Below are 25,459 nucleotides of genomic sequence, written 5' to 3'. Positions count from 1 at the left end.
TTTCCGTACGCCCTATTCCGTGCGGGAGGGCGGGGAAGGGCGTACGGAGGGGAGGGCGTACGGGAGAGCGGTGCACGGGAGAGCCGTACGCGGTAGGACGACGCGTGCGAGACGCCTACGCGTCGGGCGCGTCCCAGGTCACCGGCAGGCTGTGCAGGCCGTACACGGCCATCTTCTCGCGCAGCGGCACCTCGTCGGCCGGGACGGCGAGGCGGAGGCCGGGCAGCCGCCGCAGCAGTTCGGGGAAGGCGATGGTCATCTCGCTGCGGGCGAGCTGCTGGCCGATGCACTGGTGGATGCCGTGCCCGAAGGCGAGGTGGGTCCTGCGCGGGCGGCTCACGTCGAGGGCGGCCGGGCTGTCGTAGTGGCGCGGATCCCGGTTCGCCTCGGACACCGAGATGATGACCAGGGACTCCGCGGGAATGGTCCGCCCCGCGATCTCGACGTCCTCGGTGGTGGTGCGCAGCAGGCCGTGGTGGACGATGGACAGATAGCGCAGCAGCTCCTCGACCGCCCCGTCCATGAGTTCGGGGCGGTCGCGCAGGGCCCTGAACTGCTCGGGGTGCTCCAGGAGGGCGAAGGTGCCGAGGGACAGCATGTTCGCGGTCGTCTCGTGGCCGCCGACGAGCAGCAGGTTGGCCATGCCGACGACTTCCTCGTCGGTGAGCGGCGGTTCGGTGTCGGAGCGGATGAGGTCGGACAGCATGTCGTCGGTGGGGGTCGCGCGCTTGCGCCGCACCTGGCCGAGGATGAACTTCCGCAGCTCGTCGAGGGCGGCCAGCTGCTTCTCGAACGGGATGTCCAGGTTGAGCAGTTCCTCGGTGCGGGCCTGGAACTCCCCGCGCTCCTCGTAGGCCACCCCGAGCAGTTCGCAGATCACCAGGGACGGCACCGCGAGGCCGAAGTCCTTGACGAGGTCGGCGCTGTTGCCGCGGGCGAGCATGGCGTCGATGCGCTCGGTGACGATCTCCAGGATCCGCGGCTCCAGCTGCCGCACCCGGCGCAGCGTGAACTGCCGGGTCAGCATCTTGCGGTAGCGGGTGTGGTCGGGCGGGTCCATGGCGATGAAGTTGCCCGCGACCGCCTCGTCGGCCATGAGCTGGGCGCGCAGCTCCGCCGGCAGCTTCACGACCAGCGGGTTGCGCAGCCGGTCGGAGCTGAGCCGGGGGTCGCTGAGCAGCGTGCGGCCCTCCTCGTACCCGGTGACGAGCCAGCCGGTGCCGCCGTCGGTCAGGGCGATCTCGCGCACCTCGCCCTGGTCGTGGTGGTCGCGGAGCATGGGGGGCGGGTCGAAGGGGCAGCCGCTGCGCTCGGTGAACCCGGGCGGAAAGGGCAATCGGTAGACCGAGGGGGTGGTGTCGTCCGGCGGCGTGGGCCCGGTGGCGGGAGCCGCGGTCGGCAGGCTCATCGGTGGTCCTCCTTGCACGTGCGGTGGTTCACGCCCGGCGAAGGGGCGCGAGCGTATGGGTCCGGGTGATCAGTTCGCTGAGCATCCGCTGGAGCGCGGCGTCGTGGCGCTCGGCGGGGGTGAAGGTCTCGTACTGCTCGAAGTCGGTCAGGAGCGACAGGTTGACCTGTGTGTACACGGGCGAGAGCTGGACCGCTGCGGCGATGGCGCGCAGGTGCTCGACGGCCCGGACGCCGTTGGCGCTTGCTCCGTAGCCGACGAAGGCCGCCGCCTTGTTGTTCCACTCGTTGTAGACGAAGTCGATGGCGTTCTTGAGCGCGGCCGGGATCGACCAGTTGTACTCGGGGGTGACGAACACGAAGCCGTCGAGTTCGGCGATCTTGGCGCTCCAGGCGCGGGTGTGGGCGTGCTCATAGGCGCCCATGCGCGGGGAGCGCGGCTCGTCGAAGAGCGGCAGGTCGAAGTCGGCGAGGTCGACGAGTTCGAAGTCCGCGTCGCCGCGCGTCCGGGCCGCCTTCTCGACCCACTGGGCGACCTGGGGTCCGACGCGGCCGGGGCGGGTGGTGCCGAGGATGATCCCGATCCTTGTCATGCGCGTCTCTCCCTGTCGCGGCGGAGGGGTGCGGGCGCGTGCGCCGCGCACCCCTCCGATGAGGATGGACCGAGCGGGTCCGCTACGGCCGTACGGGCTGCGGTACGGCAACGTCAACGGGCTCACCGGTGCGTGCCGACTCGTAGGCTGCCCTGATCACCCGGAGGGTACGCACGCCGGTCGCGCCGTCGGGCCCGGTCCCGCGGCCGGTTGCGACCGAGGCGACGAAGGCGTCGAGCATGACCGCGTACGGGTCGCTCACGGCCGTGGTCCACCGCTCGCGGGCCGTGCCGGAGTCGAATCCGCCGAGCAGCTTCGGGCGGGTGGTGAACTCGACGCTTCCCCGCTCGCCGATGAAGGTCAGGGTGGGTCCCGCGGCTGCTCGGTGGTTCCCCGGCGGGCTCCAGCCGCAGTCGAGGGCCGCGACCGTCCCGTCGGCGAAGCGCAGGGTGAGCAGGGCCGCGCTCTCGACGTCCGGGTCGCCGCTGAGGACGCTGTTCGACTGGGCGTAGACCTGCGCCGCGGGTGCGCCGTCGAGCACGGTGTCCACCAGGTCGAGCAGGACGGGCGCGTGGGTGCGCAGCGCTCCGCCGGCCGCCCGGTCGCCGGGGCCGTAGTACGTGCCGTGGACGGTGGTGAGCGGGCCGATGGCCGCGCCGTCGGCGAGCTGTGCGCGCACGGCGGCGAGCGCCGGGCTGAAGCAGGCCGGTGCCGCGAGGGTCAGCCGCACCCCGGCGTCCTCGCAGGCGCGCACCATGGCATCGGCGTCCGCTTCCGTGTCCGCCTGCGGCCGCTCGCACAGGACGTGGGCGCCGATCTCGGCGGCGCGCTCGACCAGTTCACGGCGGCGGGCGACCTCGCTCGTGACGACGACGGCGTCGGGGCGCAGCGCGAACGCCTTGTCCCAGCTGCCCGCGTACGCCGCGTCGAGCCGCCGGGCCGCGGCCTGCCCCCGGCCCTGCTCGTCCGGCGCTCCTTCGGGGTCCGCGACGAGCAGGTCGACGCCTGGCATGGCGCGCAGCAGCCGGGCGTACGCCGCGGCGCGTTCGTGGGCGAGCGAGAGCACTGCGACCTTCATGCGGCCCCCTTCACGGGCAGTTCCACGGCCCGGCCCGAGCTCGCGGACTCGGCGGCGGCCTGGGTGATGCGGACGGCGGCCAGCGCGTCGCGGGGGCCGAGGCGGGGCTCTGGGCCGCCCTGGAACGCCCGGGAGAACTCGCGGATCTCGGCGAGGAACGGCGATTCCCCGTGCGGGGCGAAGGCCCCGCCCGCGCCGCCGAACACCTTGATCTCCTGGGGCCATTCGGAGTCGTGGAGCACCGTGCCGCCCGTGCCCGAGACGTGGTAGGCGACGCGGATGGGCGGGTCCGGCGTCGCCGTCCAGCGGCTCACGATCCGGCTGAGCGCGCCGTCGGCGTGGGTGAGGACGGCGGTGCCGACCGCGAAGGCGCCCTCGGGGGCCGGGGCGGTGAGCTGCCCCTGGTAGTGGGCGTGCACGCGGACGACGTCCCCGAAGATCCAGTAGGCGATGTCGACGCCGTGCAGCATCTGGTCGGTCAGGATGCCTCCCGACCGCGCGGAGGCGCGGCCGGTCCAGGGCCGCGGGTGGTATCCGGCGACGTCGAACGTGGCGACCGCGCCCGCGCCGATTCCGCCCGCCGCGACCAGGTCGTGGAGCCGGGCGAACGCCGGGGCGAAGCGGGCGTTGTGGGTCGGGCAGAGCCGCACCCCGGCCCGCTCCGCCGCGGTGACGATCTCCTCGGCCTCCGTCACGTCGGCGGCCAGCGGCTTCTCGCACACGATGCCGACGCCCGCCGCGACGGCGGCCATGGCGATCTCGTGGTGGCTGCTCGTCGGGGAGCAGATGTCCACGACGTCCGCGCCGTCCAGCGCCTCGTCGAGGGTGTCGACGGCCCGCGCGCCGCAGGCGCGTGCCAGGTCGGGGGCGCGGCCGTCCTTGGAGTGGACGCGCACGGACGCCCCCGTGCTGATCCAGGCGTCGAGGTGCAGCCGCGCGATCAGTCCGGCGCCGATCAGGGCCACCTCCAGCGGCCGCGCGGAATCCCCAGCTCTTGTTTCCGTCAAGTGAGGTCCTTCGAGTGGAGTGCTGCCGTGGCGAGCAGGCCGGCGACGTCGCTCCCGGCACGGCTGCCGACGCACTGCGGGTCTGAAGTGCGCTCAGTCTCGCCCTCACCGCCCGCCGGAACCATCACCAGCGTGGGTAGTCTCCGCCGGGCCGTCCCCGCGCCCCGGCCGCCCCGACCGCTCTGGTCGCCCCGGCCGCTCCGGTCACTCCGGTACGCACTGCCCCTTGCCGAGGGCGATGACCCCGGCCCGCGAGACCGTGTACAGCTCGGCGTCCCGCTCCGGGTTCACGCCGATCGTGGCGCCGGGCGGGACGTCCACGTTCTTGTCCAGGACGGCGCCGCGCACCACCGCGCCCCGGCCCACGCGCACGTTGTCGTGGAGGACCGAGCCCTGGACGACCGCGCCCTCCTCGACGGTGACGCCGGGCGAGAGCACGGACCGCGTGACCTGGCCGCGGATGACGCAGCCGGGACTGACGATCGACTCCCCGGCGATGCCGCCCGCGCAGAACTTGGCGGGCGGGAGCTGGCCGGGGTGGGTGTAGATGGGCCAGCAGCGGTTGTCGAGGTTGAACACGGGCTGGTCGGAGATCAGGTCCATGTGCGCCTCGTAGTACGCGTCGAGCGTGCCGACGTCGCGCCAGTAGCCGTGGTCCCGTGCGGTCTCCCCCGGCACGTGGTTGCCGTCGAAGTCGTACACCTGGGCCAGGCCGCGCTCGGTGAGCATCGGCAGGATGGAGCCGCCCATGTCGTGCGCCGAGTCCTCGTCATCGGCGTCCTGCCGCAGGGCGTCCACGAGGGCCTTGGTGGTGAAGATGTAGTTGCCCATGGAGGCGTACACCTGGTGCGGGGCCCCCGGGAGCCCCGGCGGGTCCTGCGGCTTCTCCAGGAAGCGCTCCACGAGCGTGCCGTCGCGTGCCGGGGTGATGACGCCGAACTGCCGGGCGTCCGCGCGCGGCACGCGGATCCCGGCGACGGTGACGCCCGCGCCGGACTCGACGTGCTGCTCCAGCATCTGCCGGGGGTCCATGCGGTACACGTGGTCGGCGCCGAACACCGCGACGTAGTGGGGCTGTTCGTCGTGGACGAGGTTCAGGGACTGCAGGATCGCGTCCGCGCTGCCCAGGTACCAGCGCGGCCCGAGGCGCTGCTGGGCGGGCACCGGCGTGACGTAGTTGCCGAGCAGGCTCGACATGCGCCAGGTGGTGGACACGTGCCGGTCCAGGGAGTGCGACTTGTACTGCGTGAGGACGCAGATGCGCAGGACGTCGCCGTTGACGAGGTTGGAGAGCACGAAGTCGACGAGGCGGTAGGTGCCGCCGAAGGTCACCGCCGGTTTCGCGCGGTCGGCGGTGAGCGGCAGCAGCCGCTTGCCCGCGCCGCCCGCCAGGACGATCCCCAGCACCGAAGGTCCGCCGCGCATCGCCGCCCCCTCTACCGCCCTGTGGGCCCGGACCGTTCCTCGGCCGGGTGGCGGGGGCGTGCGGACGCCCCCGAGTGTCCGTGTGCCCGCTTACGTTGCCTTGAGCACGCCCAGTACGTCCTCGTACACCTCGACCGTGCGCCGGGCCACCGTGCCCCAGCCGAACTCGCGCCTGGCCCGGTAGCGTCCGGCCGCGCCCATGGCCGCCGCCCGGCGCGGATCGGCGGCCAGGTGGTTCAGGAGCAGACCGAGGTCGTGCTCGAAGCGCTCCTCGTCGTGCCGGTCGTAGGGCACGAGGAGTCCGGTCGTGCCGTCCGCCACGACCTCCGGGATGCCGCCGACGCGCGAGGCGACGACGGCCGTGCCGCAGGCCATGGCCTCCAGATTGACGATGCCGAGCGGCTCGTACACCGAGGGGCACGCGAACACCGCCGCGTGGCTGAGGAGTTGCACGACCTCGGGGCGCGGCAGCATGCGCGGGATCCAGTGGACGCCGGCGCGGGCGCGGCTCAGCTCTTCGAACAGGGCGCGGAACTCCCGGTCGATCTCCGGGGTGTCGGGCGCGCCCGCGCACAGCACCAGCTGGACGCCGGGCTCCAGGCACCGGGCCGCGCGCAGCAGGTGGGGCACGCCCTTCTGCCGGGTGATGCGGCCGACGAACAGCACGTACGGGCGGGTGGGGTCGACGCCGTGCCGGACGAGGGCGCTGGTGCCCGGGTCCGGGCGGTACAGCTCGGTGTCGATGCCGTTGTGGACGACGCGCACCTTCGCGGGGTCGACGGCCGGATAGCAGGCGAGGATGTCCTCGCGCATGGCGCCGGAGACGGCGATGACGGCGTCGGCGGCCTCGACGGCGGTGCGCTCGGCCCAGCTCGACACGGCGTAGCCGCCGCCCAGTTGCTCGGCCTTCCAGGGGCGCAGCGGCTCCAGGGAGTGCGAGGTCATGACGTGCGGGATGCCGTGCAGGAGCTTGCCGACGTGGCCGGCGAGGTTGGCGTACCAGGTGTGGGTGTGCACGAGGTCGCGGCCGTCGAGCGCGGCCGCCATGGCGAGGTCGACGGACAGGGTGCGCAGCGCGTCGTTGGCGGTGTCGAGGGCGCTCCACGCGCGGTGGCGCACCGCCGCGTCGGCGGCGGCCACGCGGTGGGTGTCGGTGCCCCAGCAGTGGACGTCGAGGTCGGTCAGGGCGCGCAGCTCGCGGGCGAGGAACTCGACGTGGACGCCCGCGCCGCCGTAGACGTCCGGCGGGTACTCGCGGGTGAGCAGTCCCACTTTCACGAGCGGAGCCCCCCGTCGTCGGCCGGCCCCCTCATGGTCACCCAGCGGGCGCTTCGAGGGAAGACCGCTGCGGCGGCCGGTCGAAGCAACAGTCGCCGCACAGGCCGCCGTTCGGACAGCGGTAGTACAGGCAGCAGCTGCGCCGCCGGAACGCGGTGCCGTCCAGGGTGCCGGTGCCGCGCAGCTCCGGCGCGGTGAAGAGTTCGGTGGCGAGGGCGAGTGCCCGCCGTCCCGCCTCGGGGCGGCCGGTGCGCTCCGCCCAGGCGTGCAGTTCGCGGGCGGCGCCCGCGAGGGCCGAGCCCGCGTTGCCGCGCAGGAGGGCGGGGGAGATCCGGTAGCGGGCGCGCAGGGCGGCCGCGAGCGGCGCGAGGTGGCCTTCCAGGACGACTTCCCGGATGCGCGCGGCGTCGGCGGGGAAGGTGCGGTCGCCGCTGAGCCACAGGTCGTCCGGCGAGCTGCCGTCGGCGTCCCAGCGCAGCCGCCGCGGGTCGAGGTCGGGCACGCGCCCGTACAGGGCGGCCGGGCCGAGCGCGAGGGACCACAGGCGGGCGGCGAGGCCGAGGTGGGCGATGGAGGCCGCGACGCGCGGCTCGGGAGCGGCGAGCCGGGCGGCGACCTTGGTGACGCGGAAGGACAGCGGGTCACCCTCCGTGACCACCCTGCCGATCTCGTACACGCGTGCGACCATGGGGAGTGTCCGACCCGGCGGCTCCCCCGTCCGCAGGGCGAAGAAGCCGCCGACGGATCCGACCACGTCCCAGGCGATGTCAGGGCTGCGAGCTGTCACCGCAGCAGTACATCAGAAGCCCCCGACCTCGTGGGTAACCAGACCTGGGGAGGACATACGGGAGGTCGTACTCCATCGGTAGTAGGACGGATTGACTGCTCAGGGACGACGACTTGCCGCGCTTCGCGCGACATTGTGGTGAACATGGAAGCCGACCGCACGCCGCACCGTTCGTACCGGACGTACGGGCACGACACGTACCGGGCCGACCGGCGCTGCCCTCACCGGTGGAGCGCCTCATGAGCGCCCTCGCGCTGTCCGTCCTGCTCTCCCTCGTCTCCGCCGTGGCGTACGCGGGCGGGGCGATCCTCCAGGAGCAGGTGGCGGCGACGGCCTCGCAGCACCAGTACGCGCCGCTGCGCCGCGGCGTGTGGTGGGTCGCGGTGGTCCTGAACGGCCTCGGCGGGCTGCTGCACGTCGTGGCGCTCGCCTACGGGCCGCTGAGCCTGGTGCAGCCCCTGGGCGCCCTGACGATCGTGTTCGCCCTGCCGATGGCGGCGATGTTCGTGCGCCGCAAGGCCGGTGCCACCGCCTGGCGCGGCGCCCTCATGGCCACCCTGGGCCTGGCGGGCCTGCTCTCGCTGACGCAGGCCGCCGACTCCCGGTCCCTGGCCGACACCGAGCGCGTCATGCTCGCGCTCGGCACGGGCGGGGCCGTGGTCTGCCTGATGCTGCTCGCGCACGCGGCGCACCGGCACCCGGCGGTGCGCAGCGTGCTGCTCGCCACAGCGGCGGGCATCGCCTTCGGCATCTCCTCGGTCTTCACGAAGACGGTCGCGGTGGACTGGGACGCCCACGAGCCGCTGACCCGGCAGGTGCCGAGCCTCGCGGTGATCGCGGTGCTCGCGGTCGCCGGACTCCTGCTGTCCCAGGCCTCCTACCGGGGCGCGGGCCTCGCGGCGCCGCTGTCCACGGTGACCGTGGTGAACCCGGTGATAGCGGCCGCGGTCGGCCTCACCCTGTTCGGAGAATCCTTCCGCTACGGAGCCGTGGGCACGGCGGTGGCGCTGACCTGCGGCGTGGTCGCCGCGGGCGGGCTTATCCTGCTGACCACGGAGCGCATCGGGGCGGAGGCGGCCTCGGCCGCGGCCCGGGACGACGCCGCACCGGCCGCGCCCCGCGACGACCGGCCCGCCGCCGAGCCGGTGGCCCGCTCCGTCCCCACGCCCTCGACCGCCTCACCCACCTCTCCCGTCTCCTCCATCTCCCCCGTCTCTCCCGTTGCCGCCGTCTCCCCCGCCTCCGCCGCGTCGGAGGAGACGGCCACGGTCACCGAGCAGCGCGTGCCGGACCACGACGAGCGCCCCGGCGCCGACGCGGGCACGCGGTCGCGGCCGGGCGAACAGGCCGCGCCGGAGCAGTCGTTCCTGCCCGAGGGCCTCGCCGGGCTCGCGGGCGTGCCGATGCAACCGGTCCTGCAGACGTTCCCGCGCGCGGACGCCAGGGCGGCACGCGCGTAGCGGAAGACGGACGGCACGCGTACGTACGGGCCCCGGGCCTCTCACCGAGACCCGGGGCCCGTACGCGTGTGTCCGCGGCGCGGGCGCCTCAGATGCGGACGCCGCGCGCCCGCAGATAGGCCAGCGGGTCGACGTCCGAGCCGAAGCCGGGGCCCGTGCGGATCTCGAAGTGCAGATGCGGGCCCGAGCTGTTGCCGGTCGATCCGGAGCGGCCGATGCGCTGGCCCGGGACGACCTTCTGCCCGGCCTTCACCGAGAGCGCCGACATGTGGCCGTACTGCGAGTACCTGCCGTCGGCGTGGCGGATCACGACCTGGTAGCCGTACGAGCCGCCCCAGCCGGACTCGACGACCGTGCCCGCGGCGACGGCCTTCACCGCGGTGCCCGTGGGCACGGGGAAGTCGACGCCCGTGTGGTAGCCCTTCGACCAGGAGCTGCCGGAGGCGCGGTAGGGCGTGCCGATCGAGGCGGCGACGGGCGCGGTGGCGCCCGACTGCGCCTGTGCGGCCGGTTTCGCCTTCCGCTGTCCCGCCGGTGCCGTGTCGCGCTTCGGGGCGGGCCTGGCCTGCTTCCGCTCCTGCGGCTTGGCCTGCGGGTGCGAGCGCTGCTTCTCGGGCGCGCGCACCGGCCGCTTGTCCGGGCGCTCCGTGCCCTCCGGCTTCCTGCGCTCGGGCGGCCGGGCGGGCCGCTTCTCCTTGCCGTCCGCGCCGCGCAGCGAGAGCCGCTGGCCCGGGGTGATGAGGTCCGGATCGTCGCCGATGGCACGGCGGTTGTTCTGGTACAGCTGCGGCCAGCCGCCCCGCACCCGGCGCTCGTCGGCGATGCCGGAGAGGGTGTCGCCGCGCACCACCGTGTACATGCGGGCGGTGCCCGCGGCGGACTGCGGGGTGGACTCCGGCTTGACGTCCTTGACGGTGCGCTGCGGCGGCCTCGGTGCCGTGCGGCCGCCCTCCGCCCTGGCGTCGTTCGCCGTGCCCGTGCGCTTCTGGGGTGCCGTGGCGGGCTTGATGTCCGGGGTGTCGCCGCCCCGGGTCAGGCCCGCCCGCACCGAGCACACGGGCCAGGCGCCGGGGCCCTGCCCGTCGAGGACCTTCTCGGCGACGGCGATCTGCTGGTCCTTGGTGGCGAGGTCGGCGCGCGGCGCGTACGCCGTGCCGCCGTAGGCCTCCCAGGTGGACTGGGTGAACTGCAGTCCGCCGTAGAAGCCGTTGCCGGTGTTGATGCTCCAGTTGTTCGTGGACTCGCAGGCGGCCACCTTGTTCCAGGTGTCGACGTCCGCCGCGTGGCCCGTGCCCGCGGACACCAGGGGCAGCGCGAGGCCCGCGCCGCCCGCCGTGACGGTGAGCGAGGCACGGTTGATCCGGCTCGGCTGGTACCGGCGATGCCGGCCTCGTAAGGCCATGAAAGCCCCCTCAGACACGCGTTGTACGCAAGGTCACACGTCAGCCACAGGACAAGGCCGCAAGCTAGCCGGTCGGCCGTCACTGTGACAAGAGGAGGGCGCGCAGAGGGCGTTGAACTGGTCAGTTCCTCAAATGCCCCGGAAGCCACCGGAGTTGCACATCCTGGAGGAAGACGCCCCCGCCCTCGTGGTCGTTGAAGCGGTAGACCTCCATGGACCGCTCGCTGCCCGCGTAGGCGTTGAAGGCGGCGAAGACCGTCGACGGCGGGCACGTCTCGTCCTCCAGAGCGGCCGAGAACAGCGCGGGCGCCCGGCCGCGCGCCGCGAAGTGCACGCCGTCGAAGTACGAGAGGGTGCGGAACACCCGGTCCTCGCGCCCCCTGCGCGCCCCCAGGTACAGTCCGATCTCCCGGTACGGGGGCCGGGCGGTGAGCGTCGCCGCGCGCGGGAAGTCGCACAGGAACGGCACGTTCGGGGAGATCGCGGCGAGGTCCGGCACGAGCCCGCCGACGGCGAGCGTGATGCCGCCGCCCTGGCTGTCGCCGACCGCGGCCACGCGCGCGGCGTCCACCAGCGGATGCGCGCGCACCGCCTCGACGGCGCGCACGGCGTCCGTGAAGACGCGGCGGTAGTAGTACTCGTGCGGGTCCTCGACCCCGCGCGTCAGGAAGCCGGGGTACGCCGGCGCGCTGCCCACGGGGTCGGGGGTGTCGCCTACCGAGCCGCCGCTGCCCTGCCCGCGCGTGTCCATGATGAAGTGCGCGAACCCGGCCGCCGACCACAGCAGTCGCTCGTGCGGCAGGCCGCGCCCGCCGCCGTACCCGATGTACTCGACCACGGCGGGCAGCGGCTCGCGCGCCCCGGCCGGGAGCAGCAGCCAGCCCTTGACGGGGTGACCGCCGAAGCCCGCGAAGGTCACGTCGAAGACGTCGACCGAGGCGAGCGGCACGTCCACGGGCTCGAACCGGACGTCCAGGTCGTGCTCCCGCGCGGCCGCGAGGGTCTTCTCCCAGAAGGCGTCGAAGTCCTCGGGTTCCGGCAGGTCCGGGTGGTACTGGCGCAGTTGGTCGAGCGGCAGGTCGAAATGCGGCACGGGCGGCTCCTCCTTCGGGCACGGTGTCCAAGGTCACGGTACGCCGCGGAGTGATACTGACGGGCAGACGCGTTACCTACGACACATGCGTCACCCATGACGTGCCCGGCAGGTCAGGCGGTGTGCCGGGCGGTCGCGGTACGTCGGATTTCCAGGAACCCAGGAGCTAGCACATGAGCAGTTCAGCGCAGATCGGCGTCACGGGTCTCGCGGTGATGGGGCGCAACCTCGCCCGGAACTTCGCCCGCAACGGCTTCACGGTCGCCGTGCACAACCGCACCGCGGCCAAGGCCCGCGCGCTCGTCGACGAGTTCGGCGACGAGGGGGAGTTCGTCTACACGGAGACCGCGAAGGACTTCGTGGCGGCCCTCGAGCGGCCGCGCCGCCTCGTCGTCATGGTGAAGGCGGGCGAGCCGACGGACGCCGTCATCAAGGAGTTCGCACCGCTCCTCGAACCGGGCGACATGATCGTGGACGGCGGCAACGCGCACTTCGCGGACACCCGGCGCCGCGAGCGCGAACTGCGCGAGCTCGGCATCCACTTCGTCGGCACCGGCGTCTCCGGCGGCGAGGAGGGCGCGCTCAACGGCCCGAGCATCATGCCCGGCGGCTCCGCGGAGTCGTACGCGGCGCTCGGCCCGATGCTGGAGAAGATCTCCGCGAAGGCCGCCGACGGCAGCCCCTGCACGGCGCACATCGGCCCGGACGGCGCAGGCCACTTCGTGAAGATGGTGCACAACGGCATCGAGTACGCGGACATGCAGCTGATCGCCGAGGCGTACCAGCTGCTCCGCGAGGTGGCGGGCTACTCCCCCGCCGAGATCGCCGACATCTTCCGCACCTGGAACCGGGGGCGGCTCGACTCCTATCTGATCGAGATCACCGCCGAGGTCCTGGCGCACGTGGACGCCGCGACCGGCAAGCCGTTCGTGGACGTCGTGGCGGACCGGGCCGAGCAGAAGGGCACCGGCCGCTGGACCGTGCAGATCGCCCTTGACCTGGGCGTGCCGGTGTCGGGCATCGCGGAGGCGGTGTTCGCCCGTTCCGTCTCGGGGCACACGGAGCTGCGCGCCGCCTCGCGCGACCTGGCGGGCCCGGTCGCGGAACCGCTGTCCAAGGAGGCGGCGGCGGCCTTCGCCGACCGCGTCGAGCAGGCGCTGTACGCCTCGAAGATCGTGTCGTACACGCAGGGCTTCCACGAGATCGCGGCGGGCAGCGCGGAGTACGGCTGGGACATCGACCTGGGCGCGGTCGCCTCGATCTGGCGCGGCGGCTGCATCATCCGGGCGGCGTTCCTCGACCGCATCCGCGCCGCGTACGACGCGCGCGCCGACCTGCCGAGCCTCCTCGCCGACGAGGGCTTCGCGCGCGAGATCGGCGCGGCGCAGGACGACTGGCGCGCCGTGCTCGTCGCCGCGACCCAGCAGGGCGTGCCCGCGCCGGGCTTCGCCGCGGCCCTCGCCTACTACGACGCGCTGCGCGCGGAGCGGCTGCCCGCCGCGCTCACGCAGGGGCAGCGGGACTACTTCGGCGCGCACACCTACCGCCGTACGGACCGCGAGGGTTCGTTCCACACGCTGTGGGGCGGCGACCGCTCGGAGGTCGAGGCGTAGCCCTCGCGCGGAGCGGGCCTAGCTCATCGGCTCGGGCGTCGGGTCCGGATCCGGTACGGGGTCCGGGCCCGGCGGCTTGGGCACCGGGGACGGCGGGGGCTGCGGCACGGGCACCGGGCCCGGGGCGGGCCCCGGTCCTGGCGGGGGCCCCGGCGGCGGCTCCGGGCGGGGGCCCGGAGTGGGGCCGGGCTGGACGGGGTCGGGGAACGGGTTGGTCATGCTTCCTCCCAGGGGTGGGTGGAGGCGGCCGGCACCTTCCGGCGGGACGGCCGCGCGCGGCGCCGCGGAGGCCGCCGTCCCCCACTCTCTCCCGGCTCGCGTGCCCACGCGCGCCGAGTCCACTCCTCCCGACGGGGCGCGCGGCGCGCTAGGAGCCGCGCGGCACGCACAGGGCGGCGGCGCGCAGACCCGTGCGCGGGCTCGCGAGGACCGGCACCCGCACGGCACAGCGGGCGGCGGCGTCCGCCATCGAGGCCTGGGCGAGCACGACGGCATCGGCGCCGTCGGCGTCGGCCCGCTCGACGGCGGCGGCGATCAGCCGCAGATACCCGTCCCGGTCCCCCGCCTCGAAGCGCTCCCACGCGCCGTCCACCACGACGGTGCGCACGTCGATCCTGCGCCCGGCCCGCTCGGCCTCCTCCGCCAGGAGGGCGGCGGTGGGCGCGAGGGTGCTGGTGACCGCGGCGAGGACCGTGACCGCCGGGCCCTCGGTGACGGCGGCGGCCGCCATGGGCCGGTCGACGCGCAGCACGGGCACGCCGAGCGCGGCGGCGCGGGCCTCGGCGACGCCGCCGATCGTCGAGCAGGTGCACAGCACGGCGCCCGCGCCGTCGGCCACGGCCCGTTCCAGGATCTGCCCGAGCTCGTCCGCGACGGCGTCGGGCCCTTCGTCGCGGGCGCGGTCGAGCAGCCCCTCGTGCACGAGGTGGCGCAGTGCCAGGCCCGGCTGGTCCTGGTCCCGGAGCGCGTCGAAGACCGGCACGTGGACGGGCGAGGTGTGCAGGAGCGCGAGGGTCACCACGTCGACGGGTCGTCCTCGACCTTGGCGAGCGCGGCCTCGACGAGCGCGGCGGAGGGCGCCGGGACCTGGTGGCGCTCCGCCCACTTGGCGACGTACGGGCACAGCGGCACGACCGCGCGGTCCTCGCGGGCCGCGAGCGCGTACAGCTCCGTGGCCAGGGCGCTCGCGATGCCGCGGCCCTCGTGGGCGGGCGGCACCTCGGTGTGCACGGGCACGAGGGCGGGCTCCGGCGCGGCCAGGGTGAAGTAGACGATCCGGCCGACGGTCTGCCCGTCCTCCTCGGCGAGCAGGACGCCGCGCGCCCTGTCGTCCCGGATGCCGAACGGCCGCCCGGCCGCCGCGGTGTCACTCATCGTCGCCGCTCCTCGCCGCGCCCCGGCCGGGCGCCGTATGGCCGTGCCGCTGTCGCGTGGTGCCGCTAGGCGCGCGCCGCCGCCTGCGGGGAGCGCGCCATGTCGGCGGCGCCCGGCACCGGTGCGGCGGCGTCGTCACCGAGGGCCACGACGCGGTTGCCCTCGTCGACGTGCACGACCCGCGGCCGCAGGGTGCGGGCCTCGGCGTCGTCGACCTGGGCGTAGCTGATGACGATCACCTTATCGCCGGGGTGCACGAGGTGCGCGGCCGCGCCGTTGATCCCGATGACGCCGCTGCCGCGCTCGCCCTCGATGGTGTACGTCTCCAGGCGGGCGCCGTTGGTGACGTCGACGATGTGGACGAGCTCTCCGGGCAGCAGGTCGGCCGCCTCCAGGAGGTCGGCGTCGATGGTGACGGAGCCGACGTAGTGCAGATCGGCCTGGGTCACCGTGGCGCGGTGGATCTTTGACTTCAACATGGTGCGAAGCATCGGAGTACTCCTGGGGTGTGGGCTCCCTGCCTGCCTTTTTGCAGGTCAAGGGCTACGGCCGCACCTTACATCCCGCCGCGTGCCCGGGTCAGCCCCCGCCGGGCGGCGGGAATGCCCCGGGGCCACGCCCGCTCCGTCGCCCTCCGCATGACGGTAAGGACTCGCCCATAACCCTGCAAAGAATGCGTAGTCTTTGATCGGCACACGGCGAGATCGGCCTTTCCGGCCCAATCGGCGGCGGCATACACCATTTCGGCTCGTACGGTGGGGACCGACACGCCGGGGATATGGCGCCAGGGGGCCTTCCTGCCAACGTCCACCTGCGGGTACCGCCTGCCCGTTTGCCCCTCCTGGGAGAGTTCCGATTCTTACGGCTGATCAGCGGCGAACCGGAACCGCCCTAATTGGTTTCTGCCGCACCGGGAAGCTGGCTCATTCCTGTCGACAGCGGAAGAACGTCATTGAGTGCCTCCACCACGCTTCGTACAGTCGATTCCGGTAGGGAAACCCTCCCCAGTTGCCACTGCCGTGACGGAGCATCAATTTTCCGTACGCCGACAGGGATCCTTCCGTCCCCTCGGCGCCACATCCCCACGCACAGCACAGTCGGCATCGTTGGAGGAGGAATGGGTCGGCAGGCCAAACCCGGAAGCAAAGAACATCGCAGGCAGTTGCGTGATCGCCTGGCCGCCCTGGGATTTCCCGGCGAGGTCATCCGCACCCACGTCGCGGAACACTTGATCGCGAAATGCCAGATCCGCCCGCGCACCGCATGGCGATTGGCGGCGGACCTGTCCCTCGACCAGGCGGCCCGTCACTACAACGTCGTGCGCGGGGACGCGGGAGCGGGCATGCGCGGCTCTCGCATCTGGGAGTACGAGCAGTGGCCGGACCGCGGCGTCCGGCCGACCCTGCCCGCGCTGCGCATCCTGGCCCAGGTGTACGGCACGGACTTCCGGGACCTTCTCGACCTCTGCGATCTGGAGCGGCTGCCGCCCGGCTATCTCGCCGAGTACCACGCTGCCGCGGCGGGAAAGTCCGGCGCGCCGCCGGGTGCGGTGACCACGCATCAGCCGCAGGGAACCGCGGTGTCCGCGCCCCCGCGCGCGACCGCGGCCGCCGGGGAGAACGTGCTGGCGGAGGCGATGGTTCTGACGAAGACGAACGTCGACGACGTCCAGCTGGACGACCTGTGGTCCGACATGAACTACCTCGGCAACGCCTACGCACACGCGCCACCCGCATCCGTGCTCCGCCAGTTGTCCTTGGTCCGCGAGCGAGTCGCCGCCCTGCTGAAGAACCGGCAGAGGCCGAAGCAGACACGCGATCTGTATGTGATGAGCGCGAAGTGCTGCGCGATGATGGCCTGGACTTCGGCGGATCTGGGGCGGTACGGCACCGCGCAGGAACTCAACTCCGCGGCCTGGCTCTACTACCAGTACGCCGATGACCAGCTCGCGCGGCGGTGGGTCCGCACCGCTCAGGCGCGGGTGGAGTACTGGGCGGGGAACGGCGCCGAGTCCGCCCGTCTCGCCGCGGACGGCCTTGCCGCCGAGGCCGGCACCGGGATGGCCGACGGGCCCCTGATCCTCGCGGAGGCACGAGGGTGGGCATCCGTCCAGGCCGAGCAGCGGGTCCTCGACGCCATCGGACGGTGGGCGAGGATCGAGGACGTCGACCCGACGATCGCCGACGAGGACCGGTTCTTCAACATCAGCAAGGACCGGCGGCACTACATGGCAGGCACCTCACTGCTTTCGGTGGGGCGTACCGATCTCGCTCTGAAGGAACTCCACACCGCGCGCCAGGCATACGGGGCACTGGCGCCGGAGCACCGGTGGGAGGTGATGGAGCTGATGATCCAGATCGAGAGGGCCCGTGCCCGGCTGCGACTGGACGAGCTGGACGGCGCTGCCGCCGAGCTCGAACCGTTCCTCTCCACGGATGTCGGCGGACAGCCCGACATGGTGCGAGCGGTGCTGAAGGCGGTGGCCGCGGAACTCGCCGCCCCGCGGTGGCATCGCTCCAAGGCCGCCCGGGACCTGATGGATTCCTTGTCGAGCGCGCAAATGTCTGTGTGACACCGGGGCGGGCCCGGTGTCGAAGGGGGAACATCGTGCGGTACGAATCGGCGGGCGCCGCCGCGAACCGGGGTCGACCGGATCGAGGCCGACCGGATCGAGATCGACTGGATCGAGGCCGACCGGGTCGGTCACGACCGGAAGGCGAACACGGGGAGGGTGCCCTACGGCATGTCATTCTGGTGGCGGACAGGTTCGCGCAGTTCGCCGACGGCGAGCAGGTGCTGACGGTCTCGGAGTGCATCGCGCTGGCCGCCACCAGGGCTGAGCGGGCCCGCGAAGAATGGATGCTTCACCTCGGTCAGGGAATCGAGCGATCCGATCTGGACGCGCTGCTGGCCGGCGGCGTGACCGAGAACGGCTCGGGAATGCGCCTCGCGGCCCCGGACCTTCCCCTCTCCCGGCCGGTACGGCCTCCCGTGGTGCACAAGCATCGCGCGGAGAACGTCCTGCTCGCGGATCTCCGGAACTTCTCGAAGACGCACTGTGCGGCCGGGCTCCGCATCCACAGGGACAACGAACACCTGCTGGACCATCACGCCACGCGGCACGTGCCGGGAATGCTGATCGTCGAAGCCATGCGGCAGATCTGCACCGCGCAGTTCGAGACGAGTCACCGGCCAGGACTGCCCTCGTGCGGCTATGCGGGAATCTGGCACCGCATCGACATCAGCTTCGACAATTTCCTCTTCCCGCTGCACGCGGAAGTGCGCTCGGAGATCACCGAGTTCGACGGGGAGAAGAAGTCCAACCTTCGGTTCCGTACGACGGCATCGGCGTGCCAGAACGGCGGAGTCGTGGCCAGGGCCGAAATCGAGTACTCCATGGTCAAGCAGGAACGCATAGACGTCCTGGAACACCGCAAGGCAACCGGGGCGGCTCGATCGCAGCTGGACCCGGACGCATAGGCCCTGAGGGGCGGAGAAAGGAAGCGGCAGATGGTCGACACGCAGGGGTCCGCACCGAGGTCGGATTTCGATCGGGGACTGCATCTGATACAGCGGATGGGCGAACTGGAACGCCCGGCGGTTCTCGACCTGTTCGAGAGCGTGGACGAGGGCGCGTTCGGCGAGCAGTGCGTCGCGTTCATCTACGGGAAGGTCTACCACAGGGAAGGACTCACCCTGGCGGAACGGCAGTTGGCCACCATCGGCACACTGACCGCTCTCGGCTACGCGTCCGCGCAGCTCCAGTTCCACGTCAAAGCCGCGCTGAACGTCGGCTGCGACCGGCGGCAGATCATCGAATCCATCATCCAGGTCAGCTCGTTCGCGGGATTCCCGGCCGTGCTCAACGCGCTCCTGGCGGCGAAGGATCTGCTCGCCGAACCGGGGAAAGCGGACGGCCCGTCCGACGAAGACGCAGCGGCCCCCGAACGGTCGTCAGGCGCGGCGGACGACCGGTACGCCCGCGGCCTGGCCGTCATGGAGCAAGTGGACGGAGACGCGGGCAAACAGGTGGCGGCGGCCCTCCAGGACGTCGCACCCGACCTCGCGCGGTACATCATCGAGTTCACCTTCGGTGAGATCTACCCCCGGCCGCACCTGGACCTGCGCCATCGGGAGATCGTCACGGTGGCCGCCTGCACCGCGCTCGGCTCGGCACTGCCGCAGCTGAAGGTGCACATCCACGGCCTGCTGAACGTCGGCGGCACCCGGCAGCAGGTGGTCGAGACGGTGCTGCACGTGGCGTTCTACGCCGGATTCCCGGCAGCGCTCAACGCCATGGCAGTGGCGCGGCAAGTGTTCGCGGACCGCGTCGAGGACTGATGAACGGGATCCGCAAGATTCGTCTCGTCGCGGTCGACTGCGACGGCGTCCTCATCAACGACACCTACCTGGCCGTCATCGAGCGTTTCGTCACCCGCCACGGCGGCCGCTACGACGCGCGGGCCGAGCGGGACATCGTCGGCCTGCGGGACGTGGCCGTCGCCGAACGCATCGGGCGGCTGTGCGGCCTCGACCAGCCGGTCCCGGACGTGCTCGCGGCGATCTGGGCGGAGCGCGAGCAGTATCTGCGCGAGCACCCCATCACGGTCAACGACGGCGTGGTGGACCTCCTGGCGTCGCTGCGGAACCTCGACGTCCGCGTGCTCTGCTACGGCGGGCGGGACCGGCAGCACACGTTCGACCGACACCTCGGGCACGTGGTGGACCTCCTCGATCCCGAGCACCCCTACGTGAGCATCAACGAGCACAGGCCGGGCGTCGCTCGGATCGTGCGCGACGTCATCGGCTGCGCCTTCGACGAGGCGGTCTTCATCGACGACGTCAGCCGGGTGGCCGAGGCCGCGCGGGAACACGGCTCCGGGTTCATCGGCTTCCCCAGCAGTGCCGCGCATCGGCGCCAGCGCCGGTTCATGGCCGAGGCCGGAGTGCGCCACATCGTCGGCTCGCTCAGCGAGGTCACGCCGCACCTGCTGGAACGCGTCGACGGGGAACTCGCCACGTCGAGCCACTGGAACACGACGACGTGACGCCTTCCTCCTCATCTCCCCCATCCCTTCCCCCTCTTTTCCCTTTCCCTCTTCGAGACTTGGATCGATCGTGAAGTTCTTCTGCGTGGCGAAGCCAGGTGCCGGCCTGGTTCAGCGGGAACGCGACATCCCCGAACCCGGGCCCGGCCAGATACTCATCCGCATGCGCGGATGGTCGGTCAACTTCCGTGACCTGATGATCGCGAAAGGGCTGTACCCGAAGCCGGTGAAGCCCGACGTGGTGGCGCTCTCCGACGGGGCGGGCGAGGTCGTGCGGGTCGGCACCGGCGTGACCCGGTGGTCGCCGGGCGACGGCGTCGTCGGCCTCTACTTCCCCCGGTGGCTCTCGGGTCCGGGAACCCCCGGCAAGACCGCGGAGGAGCTCGGCGGCGCGGTGGACGGTGTGCTGGCGGAGTACGTGACGTTCGACGAGGACGCCGTCGTCGCCGTGCCGTCGCACCTCGACTTCGGTGCGGCCGCCACCCTGCCCAGCGCGGGTCTCACCGCGTGGCGAGCCGTGGTGGAGGAAGGCCGGCTGACGCCCGGCCGGAGCCTGCTCACCCTGGGCAGCGGCGGTGTCTCGACGTTCGCTCTGCAGTTCGCGTCGCTGGCCGGTGCCCGGGTCGTCGCCACTTCCAGCTCCGACAGGAAGCTGGAGACGCTGCGGGCGCTCGGCGCCACGGACGTCATCAACTACGTGCGGACGCCCGGGTGGGGAACCGCCGCGGCCGAGCTCACGGCCGGAGGTGTCGACCACGTCGTCGACGTGGGGGGCGCGGGAACCCTCCCCGAGTCCATCAAGGCCGCCCGGATGGGCGGGCACATCAGCGTCGTGGGGGTGCTGACGCACGGAAGCGGCATCGATCCGCTGCTGGTGCTCGCCAAGCAGCTCACCCTGAGAGGTCTCACCAACGCCGGCCGGGAGTCGTTCGAGGAGATGAACCGAGCGATCGAGCGGCACGCACTGCAGCCAGTGATCGACAAGCGATTCGGGTTCGACGAGATCGACGAGGCATACCGGTACCTGGAGTCCGGCGCACACGTCGGCAAGGTCGTCGTCGACGCGGGCTGAACTCCGCGGAAGGACGCGGGCCGGGTCCCGCAGCGCCGACCGTCGCCGACCGCCAGGGTAGGGCGGCTTTCTCCCACAGGGTAAATATGGCCGCCCTACCCGCCGTACTCGCTGGTCAACGCGTCGTGCGGGCGGGAAACTCCGTTGTGCCGACAGGGATGGCAACGCATCGGCCGGACGACTCATAGTGGGACTTGCCGCCCGTCGAGGCAGCAGGTCCCACAAGGAGGTGGCGGTGGATCGTCCGTGCTCACCGGCAGGGTGGGCCCAAGGGGCGGACGACACCGTCACCACCGGAACAGGTGTGAGTCAACGATGCAGCGCGACATCGAAGTGAAACTTCTCCGCACTCTGCTGGCCGTCGTCAACGAGGACGGATTCTCCCGGGCCGCACAGTCGCTCCACGTCACGCAGCCGACCATCAGCCAGCAGATCCAGCGCCTCGAGTCGATCGTCCGGGCGCCCGTCTTCCAGCGCGCCAAGCGGCCCCCGCGTCTGACCCCGGCCGGCCGGGAACTGGTGGCCCACGCCCGGCGCGTCCTCATGCTGAACAACGACGTCCTCAGCCGCGTGTCGGCGCTGTCCAGCCGGGACTCGTTCACCATGGGCTGCTCGACCCACCTCGCCGACGGGCTGGGCACGATGCTCACCCGGCTCGCGGTGGAGCGGCCCCAGGTGCGGTGCTCGATGGTCACGGGCCAGAGCGCCGCGCTCGCCGACGGGGTCCGCACGGGGAAACTCGAAGCGGCGGTGCTGCTCGGCACGGCCACCCCCCGCTCCGAGCTCCTGGGGCGGCTGCGGCTCGACTGGTTCGGCCGCGCCCCGCTCACGGCCGGAAGGCGGATACCCGTCGCCCTGCTCGGCGGCGGCTCGGCGCTCGGCCTGCACATCACCGAGACCCTCAACCGCAACAACGTCCCCTGGTACTCCCTCACCGGGTGCTCCGACCCGCTGACCCTGCTGGCATCCGTCCAGGCCGGCTTGGCCTACACGGCCCTCGGCGCGGACACCCACGTGAAGCAACCGGCGATCCGCCAGGCACCGCCCGGCGTCCTGGGAGCCGCGCCCGCGCCCCTGCCGGTGTACCTGGCCCTCTCCGCCACGGTCCGCGAGTCCGTCGTGGACGCGGCGCGGACCGCGGCCCGGACCATCCTGGAGAGCTCACCCGTCTCCCCGCCCTGAGCGGACGCGGGGCCGGTCCCCGCTCCCCCGCGCGCGACCGGGTCGCCGGAGGTGGATCCGCTGCCGTTCAGTACGTGCTGCGGGCCGCCCCGCGCGCGGCCAGCTTGGGCCCGTACGGCGCGGAGTCCAGCCACGCGCCCGCCCTGCGGCCCGCCGTGGCGACCGCTGCCGCGGCGCGCTGCCGGAGCCAGAGGGAGGGGCGACGGGCCAGCATGTGGTCCAGCGCGGCACTGGCGCAGGCGCGGTTGTGCACCGCCGCCTCCTTGCGCTCCGCGGCGAAGCGGCTGACGGCCGCCCCGGCGGCGGCCCGGTCACGGCCCGCTTCCAGCGCCTGGACCACCGCCCCCACAGCCCGGACCGCGTCGGGAATGCTGGAGTTCATGCCCCGGGCGCCGAACGGGGCGAACAGGTGGGACGCCTCGCCGGTCAGCAGGATCCGCCGGTGGGCGTCCGTGAAGTCGGCGGCGACCTGCTGGGCGAACCGGTACGTGGAGACCCAGCGGACCCGTTCGCCGTACGCCGCCGGCAGGACCCGCGGGATCCAGCGGCGCAGGCCCTCCGGAGAGAGGAACCGGTGCGGATCGTCGTGCACCAGGAGGTTCAGATCGACCCGCCACCCGCCCGCGAAGGGCAGGGTCAGCAGATTGCGGCCGCCGAGGTCCGGGTGCCGGTAGTGGAAGGTCCGCTCCCTCGGCAGGGGGTTGTGCTCCGGATCGTCGTCGAGGTCGACCACCACGAAGGTGTTCCGGGAGCGCGGCCCCTCCAGCGGGCTGCCGGTCGCGGCGCGCAGCACGGAGCGCGAGCCGTCGGCGGCGACCACGTAGTCGGCCCGCCACTCGCGTCCGGCCGAGTCCGTGAGCAGGACACCCTCGGGGGTGCTCCGCGCCGAGGTCACCTCCACGTCCCAGTGGAACGCCACGCCCCGCGTGCGGCAGGCGGCGACCATCAGGTCCTCGGTGATCACCTGCGGCAGACTCGTGAAGTGCGGCAGCCCCTCGCGCGTCGACTGCGGATAGGTGCGGACGTAGATCTCCTTGCCCGCCCAGTACGAGCGCTTCGTCGCCCAGAGCAGGCCGCGGCCGGCCACTTCGTGGCCGAGTCCCGGGCTGAGCCGCTCCAGTTCGCGCAGCGAGGCACCGTGCAGATAGGCGGCGCGGCTGCCGGGTCGAACGGCGCCCTCCGTACGGCGTTCCAGGACCACGGCGGGCAGGCCGGCGGCGCGCAGGGCCAGGGCGGCGCTGAGGCCCGCAGGGCCCGCGCCCACGACGAGGACCGGGTGGCTTTCGGAACTGCCCGTGCGCGCGCTCATCCCGTCTCCTTGGCGAGGTGGAGGGTGTCGGAGGTGAAGCTGACGATGCGGCCGTCGAGGCCGCCGGTGAGGGCCGCGTGCCACACCGCGGTGCGGATCACCGCGTCGGCGCGGCGGAGCACGGCCTCCGGCGCGTCCGTGCGCAGCTCGATGTAGTCACCGACCTGGCGTGGGGTCAGGCCCGCGGCCCCGGCGGCGCGCACCACGGGCTGGAACTCGGGTACGTCGAGCACGTACAGGGCGAGGCTCACAGATCGGCTCCTTCCATGCGCTTGCGGATCAGTTCCGCCTTGCGCCGCCACAGCGATTCCACCGACGGGCGCGGGGACTCGGCGACGTCGACGAGCGCCCTGACCGTCAGTGCGGCGTCCCGGGCGTCGATGCCGGACATCGCGCGCAGGGGGCGGGTGATCTCCAGCTGGATGCCGTTGGGGTCGTCGAAGTAGATCGACTCGATGAGTTCGTGGGCGAGGGGCGGGGTGACGCGGATGCCGTGCGCCTTCAACCGCTCGCGCCAGGCGTGGAGTTCCCGCTCCGTCTCGACGTGGAAGGCCACGTGCCGGGAGCGGTGCATGAGGTCGCTGGGGGCGGTCTCCTCGGGCAGGCCGAAGTAGTAGAAGAAGGCGATGCGGTTGCCCGCCCCCGCGTCGAAGAAGAAGTGCACGAAGTCCGGGTAGTCATGGGTGACCCAGCCGTTGGCGGTGATGGCGTGCACCAGGGGCATTCCGAGGGCCTGGGTGTAGAACTCGACGGTGGCGCGGGGCTTCCAGGTGACGTACGCGAGATGGTCGACCCCGTGGACGTGCGGGGCCGGCGCGTCGGCCCCGGGGCGGATGGACGGTGAGACGGAAGTCAAGGCTCCTCCTGGGGTGGGGGCGGGGCGCTGCGGGCCGGTGCCGGGTCCGGTTCAGCTCGCGGTGCGGCCCTTGAGTCCGGTCCAGGCGACGACCGACCCGAACAGCAGGCTCAGACCGCCGACGACGAGCGCCCACCTGGTGCCGTCGGCGCTGGTCGAGGACAGGTTGAGCACCACGCCGAGGACGGCGACGCCGAGGGAGGCACCGACCTGGCGGGCGGAGTTGAGCGCGCCGGCACCGATGCCGGCCAGATCGGCCGGTACCGAACTCGCCATGCCCGCGACCAGTGCGGGCAGGGCGAAGGACACGCCGAAGCCGAAGGCCAGCAGGCCGACCACGGTGATGCCGAGGTCGAGCCCGGAGTCGCCGGTGAACGGAGCCTGCAGCAGGGCGCCGACGCCCATCAGGACGAACCCGAAGGCGGCCGGGCGGCGCGGGCCGATGCGGCCGACGAGCCGCCCGGTGTAGATGGGGTTGAAGGCGGTGGGCAGGGTCAGCGGCAGGAAGGCGAGGCCGGCGCTGAGCGAGGAGTAGTGCCGTCCCTCCTGGAAGAACAGCGAAAGGACGAACAGCAGTCCGGACAGGCCGAAGTTCGCGATCAGACCCACGCCCAACGCGGTGGAGAAGCCCCGGCTGCGGAACATGCGCAGCGGCAGCATCGCCGCGTCCTTCGCCCGTGACTCGGCGGCGACGAACACCGCGGCCGCGAGGGCCGCCAGGACGAAGGCGCCGACCACCGGGCCACCGCCCCACCCCTTGTCCGGGCCCTCGATCAGCGCGTACGACAGTGCGCCGAGGGTGACGACGGCGCTGAGCTGGCCGGTGATGTCCAGGCCGCTGCGCTGCTTGCGCGGGGTCTCCGGGGCCAGGCGCAGGGTGATGACGAAGCTGATCAGCGCCAGCGGCACATTGATGAGGAAGATCGCGCGCCAGCCGACGGAGTCGGTGAGCGCACCGCCGACCAGGGGGCCCGCCGCGAGCGCCACCCCGGTGATCGCCGCCCAGTTGCCGACGGCGCGGGCGCGGTCGGCCGGGTCGCTGTACGCGTTGGTGATCACGGCGAGCGAGGCGGGAAGCATCAGCGCACCGGCCGCGCCCAGGGCGAGGCGCAGGGCGACCAGGGCGCCCAGGGAGTCGGCCGCGGCGGAGATGCCGGACAGGACGCCGAAGGCCACGAGGCCGTAGAGGAAGACCCTGCGGCCGCCGAGCCGGTCGGACAGCCAGCCGGCGGTGAGCAGCAGCGCGGCGAAGGTGATCGTGTAGCCGTTGGTGACCCATTGCAGGCCGCTGAGGCCGACGTGCAGGGAACCGGAGATGGCGGGCAGCGCCACGGCGACGATCGTCGTGTCCAGCAGGACCATGAAGTAGCCGAGCGAGAGTCCGATCAGCAGGGTCGCCGAGGGCTTCTCGATTCGCGCCGGTGCGACGGAAACGGCTTCCGCCTGCGTCGACATGTTTCTCTCCTTCGTTTCGA

Annotated in this window: 25 protein-coding genes; 8 read left to right on the top strand and 17 right to left on the bottom strand. The window is 72.7% G+C overall.

Annotated features, from left to right (window positions below):
- Nucleotides 1–115: 115 nt before the first annotated feature.
- From IG74_RS0132470 to IG74_RS0132440, 7 genes are all read right to left on the bottom strand, one after another.
- A complete protein-coding gene (locus IG74_RS0132470; RefSeq protein WP_030684541.1) occupies nucleotides 116–1,408 on the bottom strand; it encodes a cytochrome P450 in 1,293 nt (430 codons plus the stop codon).
- Nucleotides 1,409–1,436: 28 nt separating this feature from the next.
- On the bottom strand, nucleotides 1,437–2,000 hold the full coding sequence (locus IG74_RS0132465; protein ID WP_030684539.1) for an NADPH-dependent FMN reductase: 564 nt from the start codon (nucleotides 1,998–2,000) through the stop codon (nucleotides 1,437–1,439).
- 82 nt (nucleotides 2,001–2,082) lie between these two features.
- Entirely contained in the window at nucleotides 2,083–3,078 is a 996-nt protein-coding gene (locus IG74_RS0132460; RefSeq protein ID WP_030684538.1) for a Gfo/Idh/MocA family protein, read from the bottom strand.
- Nucleotides 3,075–4,085 carry a Gfo/Idh/MocA family protein gene (locus IG74_RS0132455; RefSeq protein WP_030684537.1) on the bottom strand — a complete coding sequence of 337 codons (1,011 nt, stop codon included), beginning with the start codon at nucleotides 4,083–4,085 and terminating at the stop codon, nucleotides 3,075–3,077. Before IG74_RS0132455 ends, IG74_RS0132460 begins: the two co-directional genes overlap by 4 nt.
- Before the next feature lie 204 nt (nucleotides 4,086–4,289).
- The gene (gene glgC / locus IG74_RS0132450) at nucleotides 4,290–5,510 is read right to left on the bottom strand and encodes a glucose-1-phosphate adenylyltransferase (protein ID WP_030684536.1); all 1,221 of its coding nucleotides are present in this window, start codon (nucleotides 5,508–5,510) and stop codon (nucleotides 4,290–4,292) included.
- Nucleotides 5,511–5,600: 90 nt separating this feature from the next.
- Nucleotides 5,601–6,788, bottom strand: a complete 1,188-nt coding sequence (gene glgA / locus IG74_RS0132445; RefSeq protein ID WP_030684535.1) for a glycogen synthase — start codon at nucleotides 6,786–6,788, stop codon at nucleotides 5,601–5,603.
- Nucleotides 6,789–6,825: 37 nt separating this feature from the next.
- Nucleotides 6,826–7,575 (bottom strand): (2Fe-2S)-binding protein, encoded by a 750-nt coding sequence (locus IG74_RS0132440; RefSeq protein WP_199818915.1) that lies wholly within the window; start codon nucleotides 7,573–7,575, stop codon nucleotides 6,826–6,828.
- Between the two features lie 239 nt (nucleotides 7,576–7,814).
- On the opposite strand from IG74_RS0132440, the gene IG74_RS0132435 reads away from it, so the two are divergent.
- On the top strand, nucleotides 7,815–9,035 hold the full coding sequence (locus tag IG74_RS0132435; protein WP_030684531.1) for a DMT family transporter: 1,221 nt from the start codon (nucleotides 7,815–7,817) through the stop codon (nucleotides 9,033–9,035).
- 88 nt (nucleotides 9,036–9,123) lie between these two features.
- On the opposite strand, the gene IG74_RS0132430 is transcribed toward IG74_RS0132435, so the two are convergent.
- Nucleotides 9,124–10,437 carry a transglycosylase family protein gene (locus IG74_RS0132430; protein ID WP_030684530.1) on the bottom strand — a complete coding sequence of 438 codons (1,314 nt, stop codon included), beginning with the start codon at nucleotides 10,435–10,437 and terminating at the stop codon, nucleotides 9,124–9,126.
- A gap of 121 nt (nucleotides 10,438–10,558) precedes the next feature.
- On the bottom strand, nucleotides 10,559–11,530 hold the full coding sequence (locus IG74_RS0132425; protein WP_030684529.1) for an acetylxylan esterase: 972 nt from the start codon (nucleotides 11,528–11,530) through the stop codon (nucleotides 10,559–10,561).
- Nucleotides 11,531–11,703: 173 nt separating this feature from the next.
- Between IG74_RS0132425 and gndA the strand changes: the two genes are divergently transcribed.
- Nucleotides 11,704–13,143: an NADP-dependent phosphogluconate dehydrogenase gene (gndA, locus tag IG74_RS0132420; protein WP_030684528.1), complete on the top strand. Its 1,440-nt coding sequence runs from the start codon at nucleotides 11,704–11,706 to the stop codon at nucleotides 13,141–13,143.
- An 18-nt stretch (nucleotides 13,144–13,161) separates the two neighbouring features.
- Here the strand turns inward: gndA and IG74_RS49865 are convergent, their stop codons facing one another.
- The 4 genes from IG74_RS49865 to panD form a co-directional block, all read right to left on the bottom strand.
- Nucleotides 13,162–13,362 carry a hypothetical protein gene (locus IG74_RS49865; protein WP_078869196.1) on the bottom strand — a complete coding sequence of 67 codons (201 nt, stop codon included), beginning with the start codon at nucleotides 13,360–13,362 and terminating at the stop codon, nucleotides 13,162–13,164.
- Between the two features lie 148 nt (nucleotides 13,363–13,510).
- Complete coding sequence (locus IG74_RS0132415) at nucleotides 13,511–14,161, bottom strand: aspartate/glutamate racemase family protein (protein ID WP_037826414.1); 651 nt, start codon at nucleotides 14,159–14,161, stop codon at nucleotides 13,511–13,513.
- Nucleotides 14,158–14,517 (bottom strand): GNAT family N-acetyltransferase, encoded by a 360-nt coding sequence (locus tag IG74_RS0132410; protein ID WP_030684525.1) that lies wholly within the window; start codon nucleotides 14,515–14,517, stop codon nucleotides 14,158–14,160. Before IG74_RS0132410 ends, IG74_RS0132415 begins: the two co-directional genes overlap by 4 nt.
- Nucleotides 14,518–14,582: 65 nt before the next feature.
- Nucleotides 14,583–15,008: an aspartate 1-decarboxylase gene (gene panD / locus IG74_RS0132405; RefSeq protein ID WP_030684524.1), complete on the bottom strand. Its 426-nt coding sequence runs from the start codon at nucleotides 15,006–15,008 to the stop codon at nucleotides 14,583–14,585.
- 671 nt (nucleotides 15,009–15,679) lie between these two features.
- Here panD and IG74_RS0132400 point away from each other — a divergent pair.
- The 6 genes from IG74_RS0132400 (at nucleotide 15,680) to IG74_RS0132375 (ending at nucleotide 21,819) form a co-directional block, all read left to right on the top strand.
- The gene (locus tag IG74_RS0132400; protein ID WP_199818914.1) at nucleotides 15,680–17,089 is read left to right on the top strand and encodes a hypothetical protein; all 1,410 of its coding nucleotides are present in this window, start codon (nucleotides 15,680–15,682) and stop codon (nucleotides 17,087–17,089) included.
- 182 nt (nucleotides 17,090–17,271) lie between these two features.
- On the top strand, nucleotides 17,272–17,997 hold the full coding sequence (locus tag IG74_RS0132395; protein ID WP_051855787.1) for an AfsA-related hotdog domain-containing protein: 726 nt from the start codon (nucleotides 17,272–17,274) through the stop codon (nucleotides 17,995–17,997).
- Between the two features lie 96 nt (nucleotides 17,998–18,093).
- Nucleotides 18,094–18,858 carry a carboxymuconolactone decarboxylase family protein gene (locus IG74_RS0132390; protein ID WP_234334522.1) on the top strand — a complete coding sequence of 255 codons (765 nt, stop codon included), beginning with the start codon at nucleotides 18,094–18,096 and terminating at the stop codon, nucleotides 18,856–18,858.
- On the top strand, nucleotides 18,858–19,565 hold the full coding sequence (locus IG74_RS0132385) for an HAD family hydrolase (protein WP_030684518.1): 708 nt from the start codon (nucleotides 18,858–18,860) through the stop codon (nucleotides 19,563–19,565). Before IG74_RS0132390 ends, IG74_RS0132385 begins: the two co-directional genes overlap by 1 nt.
- Before the next feature lie 70 nt (nucleotides 19,566–19,635).
- On the top strand, nucleotides 19,636–20,637 hold the full coding sequence (locus IG74_RS0132380; RefSeq protein ID WP_030684516.1) for a zinc-dependent alcohol dehydrogenase family protein: 1,002 nt from the start codon (nucleotides 19,636–19,638) through the stop codon (nucleotides 20,635–20,637).
- A 315-nt stretch (nucleotides 20,638–20,952) separates the two neighbouring features.
- Nucleotides 20,953–21,819: a LysR family transcriptional regulator gene (locus IG74_RS0132375; RefSeq protein ID WP_030684515.1), complete on the top strand. Its 867-nt coding sequence runs from the start codon at nucleotides 20,953–20,955 to the stop codon at nucleotides 21,817–21,819.
- A 67-nt stretch (nucleotides 21,820–21,886) separates the two neighbouring features.
- Here the strand turns inward: IG74_RS0132375 and IG74_RS0132370 are convergent, their stop codons facing one another.
- Genes IG74_RS0132370 through IG74_RS0132355 form a run of 4 tightly spaced genes read right to left on the bottom strand, consistent with a single transcriptional unit; the run spans nucleotide 21,887 to nucleotide 25,439 of the window.
- Nucleotides 21,887–23,128: an FAD-dependent monooxygenase gene (locus IG74_RS0132370; protein ID WP_030684514.1), complete on the bottom strand. Its 1,242-nt coding sequence runs from the start codon at nucleotides 23,126–23,128 to the stop codon at nucleotides 21,887–21,889.
- Complete coding sequence (locus IG74_RS0132365; protein ID WP_030684513.1) at nucleotides 23,125–23,379, bottom strand: hypothetical protein; 255 nt, start codon at nucleotides 23,377–23,379, stop codon at nucleotides 23,125–23,127. The genes IG74_RS0132370 and IG74_RS0132365 overlap by 4 nt, the downstream gene beginning before the upstream one ends.
- Entirely contained in the window at nucleotides 23,376–23,984 is a 609-nt protein-coding gene (locus IG74_RS0132360) for a VOC family protein (protein ID WP_199818912.1), read from the bottom strand. The genes IG74_RS0132365 and IG74_RS0132360 overlap by 4 nt, the downstream gene beginning before the upstream one ends.
- A gap of 51 nt (nucleotides 23,985–24,035) precedes the next feature.
- Nucleotides 24,036–25,439: an MFS transporter gene (locus IG74_RS0132355; protein WP_030684511.1), complete on the bottom strand. Its 1,404-nt coding sequence runs from the start codon at nucleotides 25,437–25,439 to the stop codon at nucleotides 24,036–24,038.
- Between the last annotated feature and the right edge of the window lie 20 nt (nucleotides 25,440–25,459).

The organism is Streptomyces sp. NRRL B-1347 (genome assembly GCF_000720325.1).
GTDB lineage: Bacteria > Actinomycetota > Actinomycetes > Streptomycetales > Streptomycetaceae > Streptomyces.
Note: the sequence above shows the minus strand (reverse complement) of the source record. Positions and strands in the feature narration are given on the sequence as shown.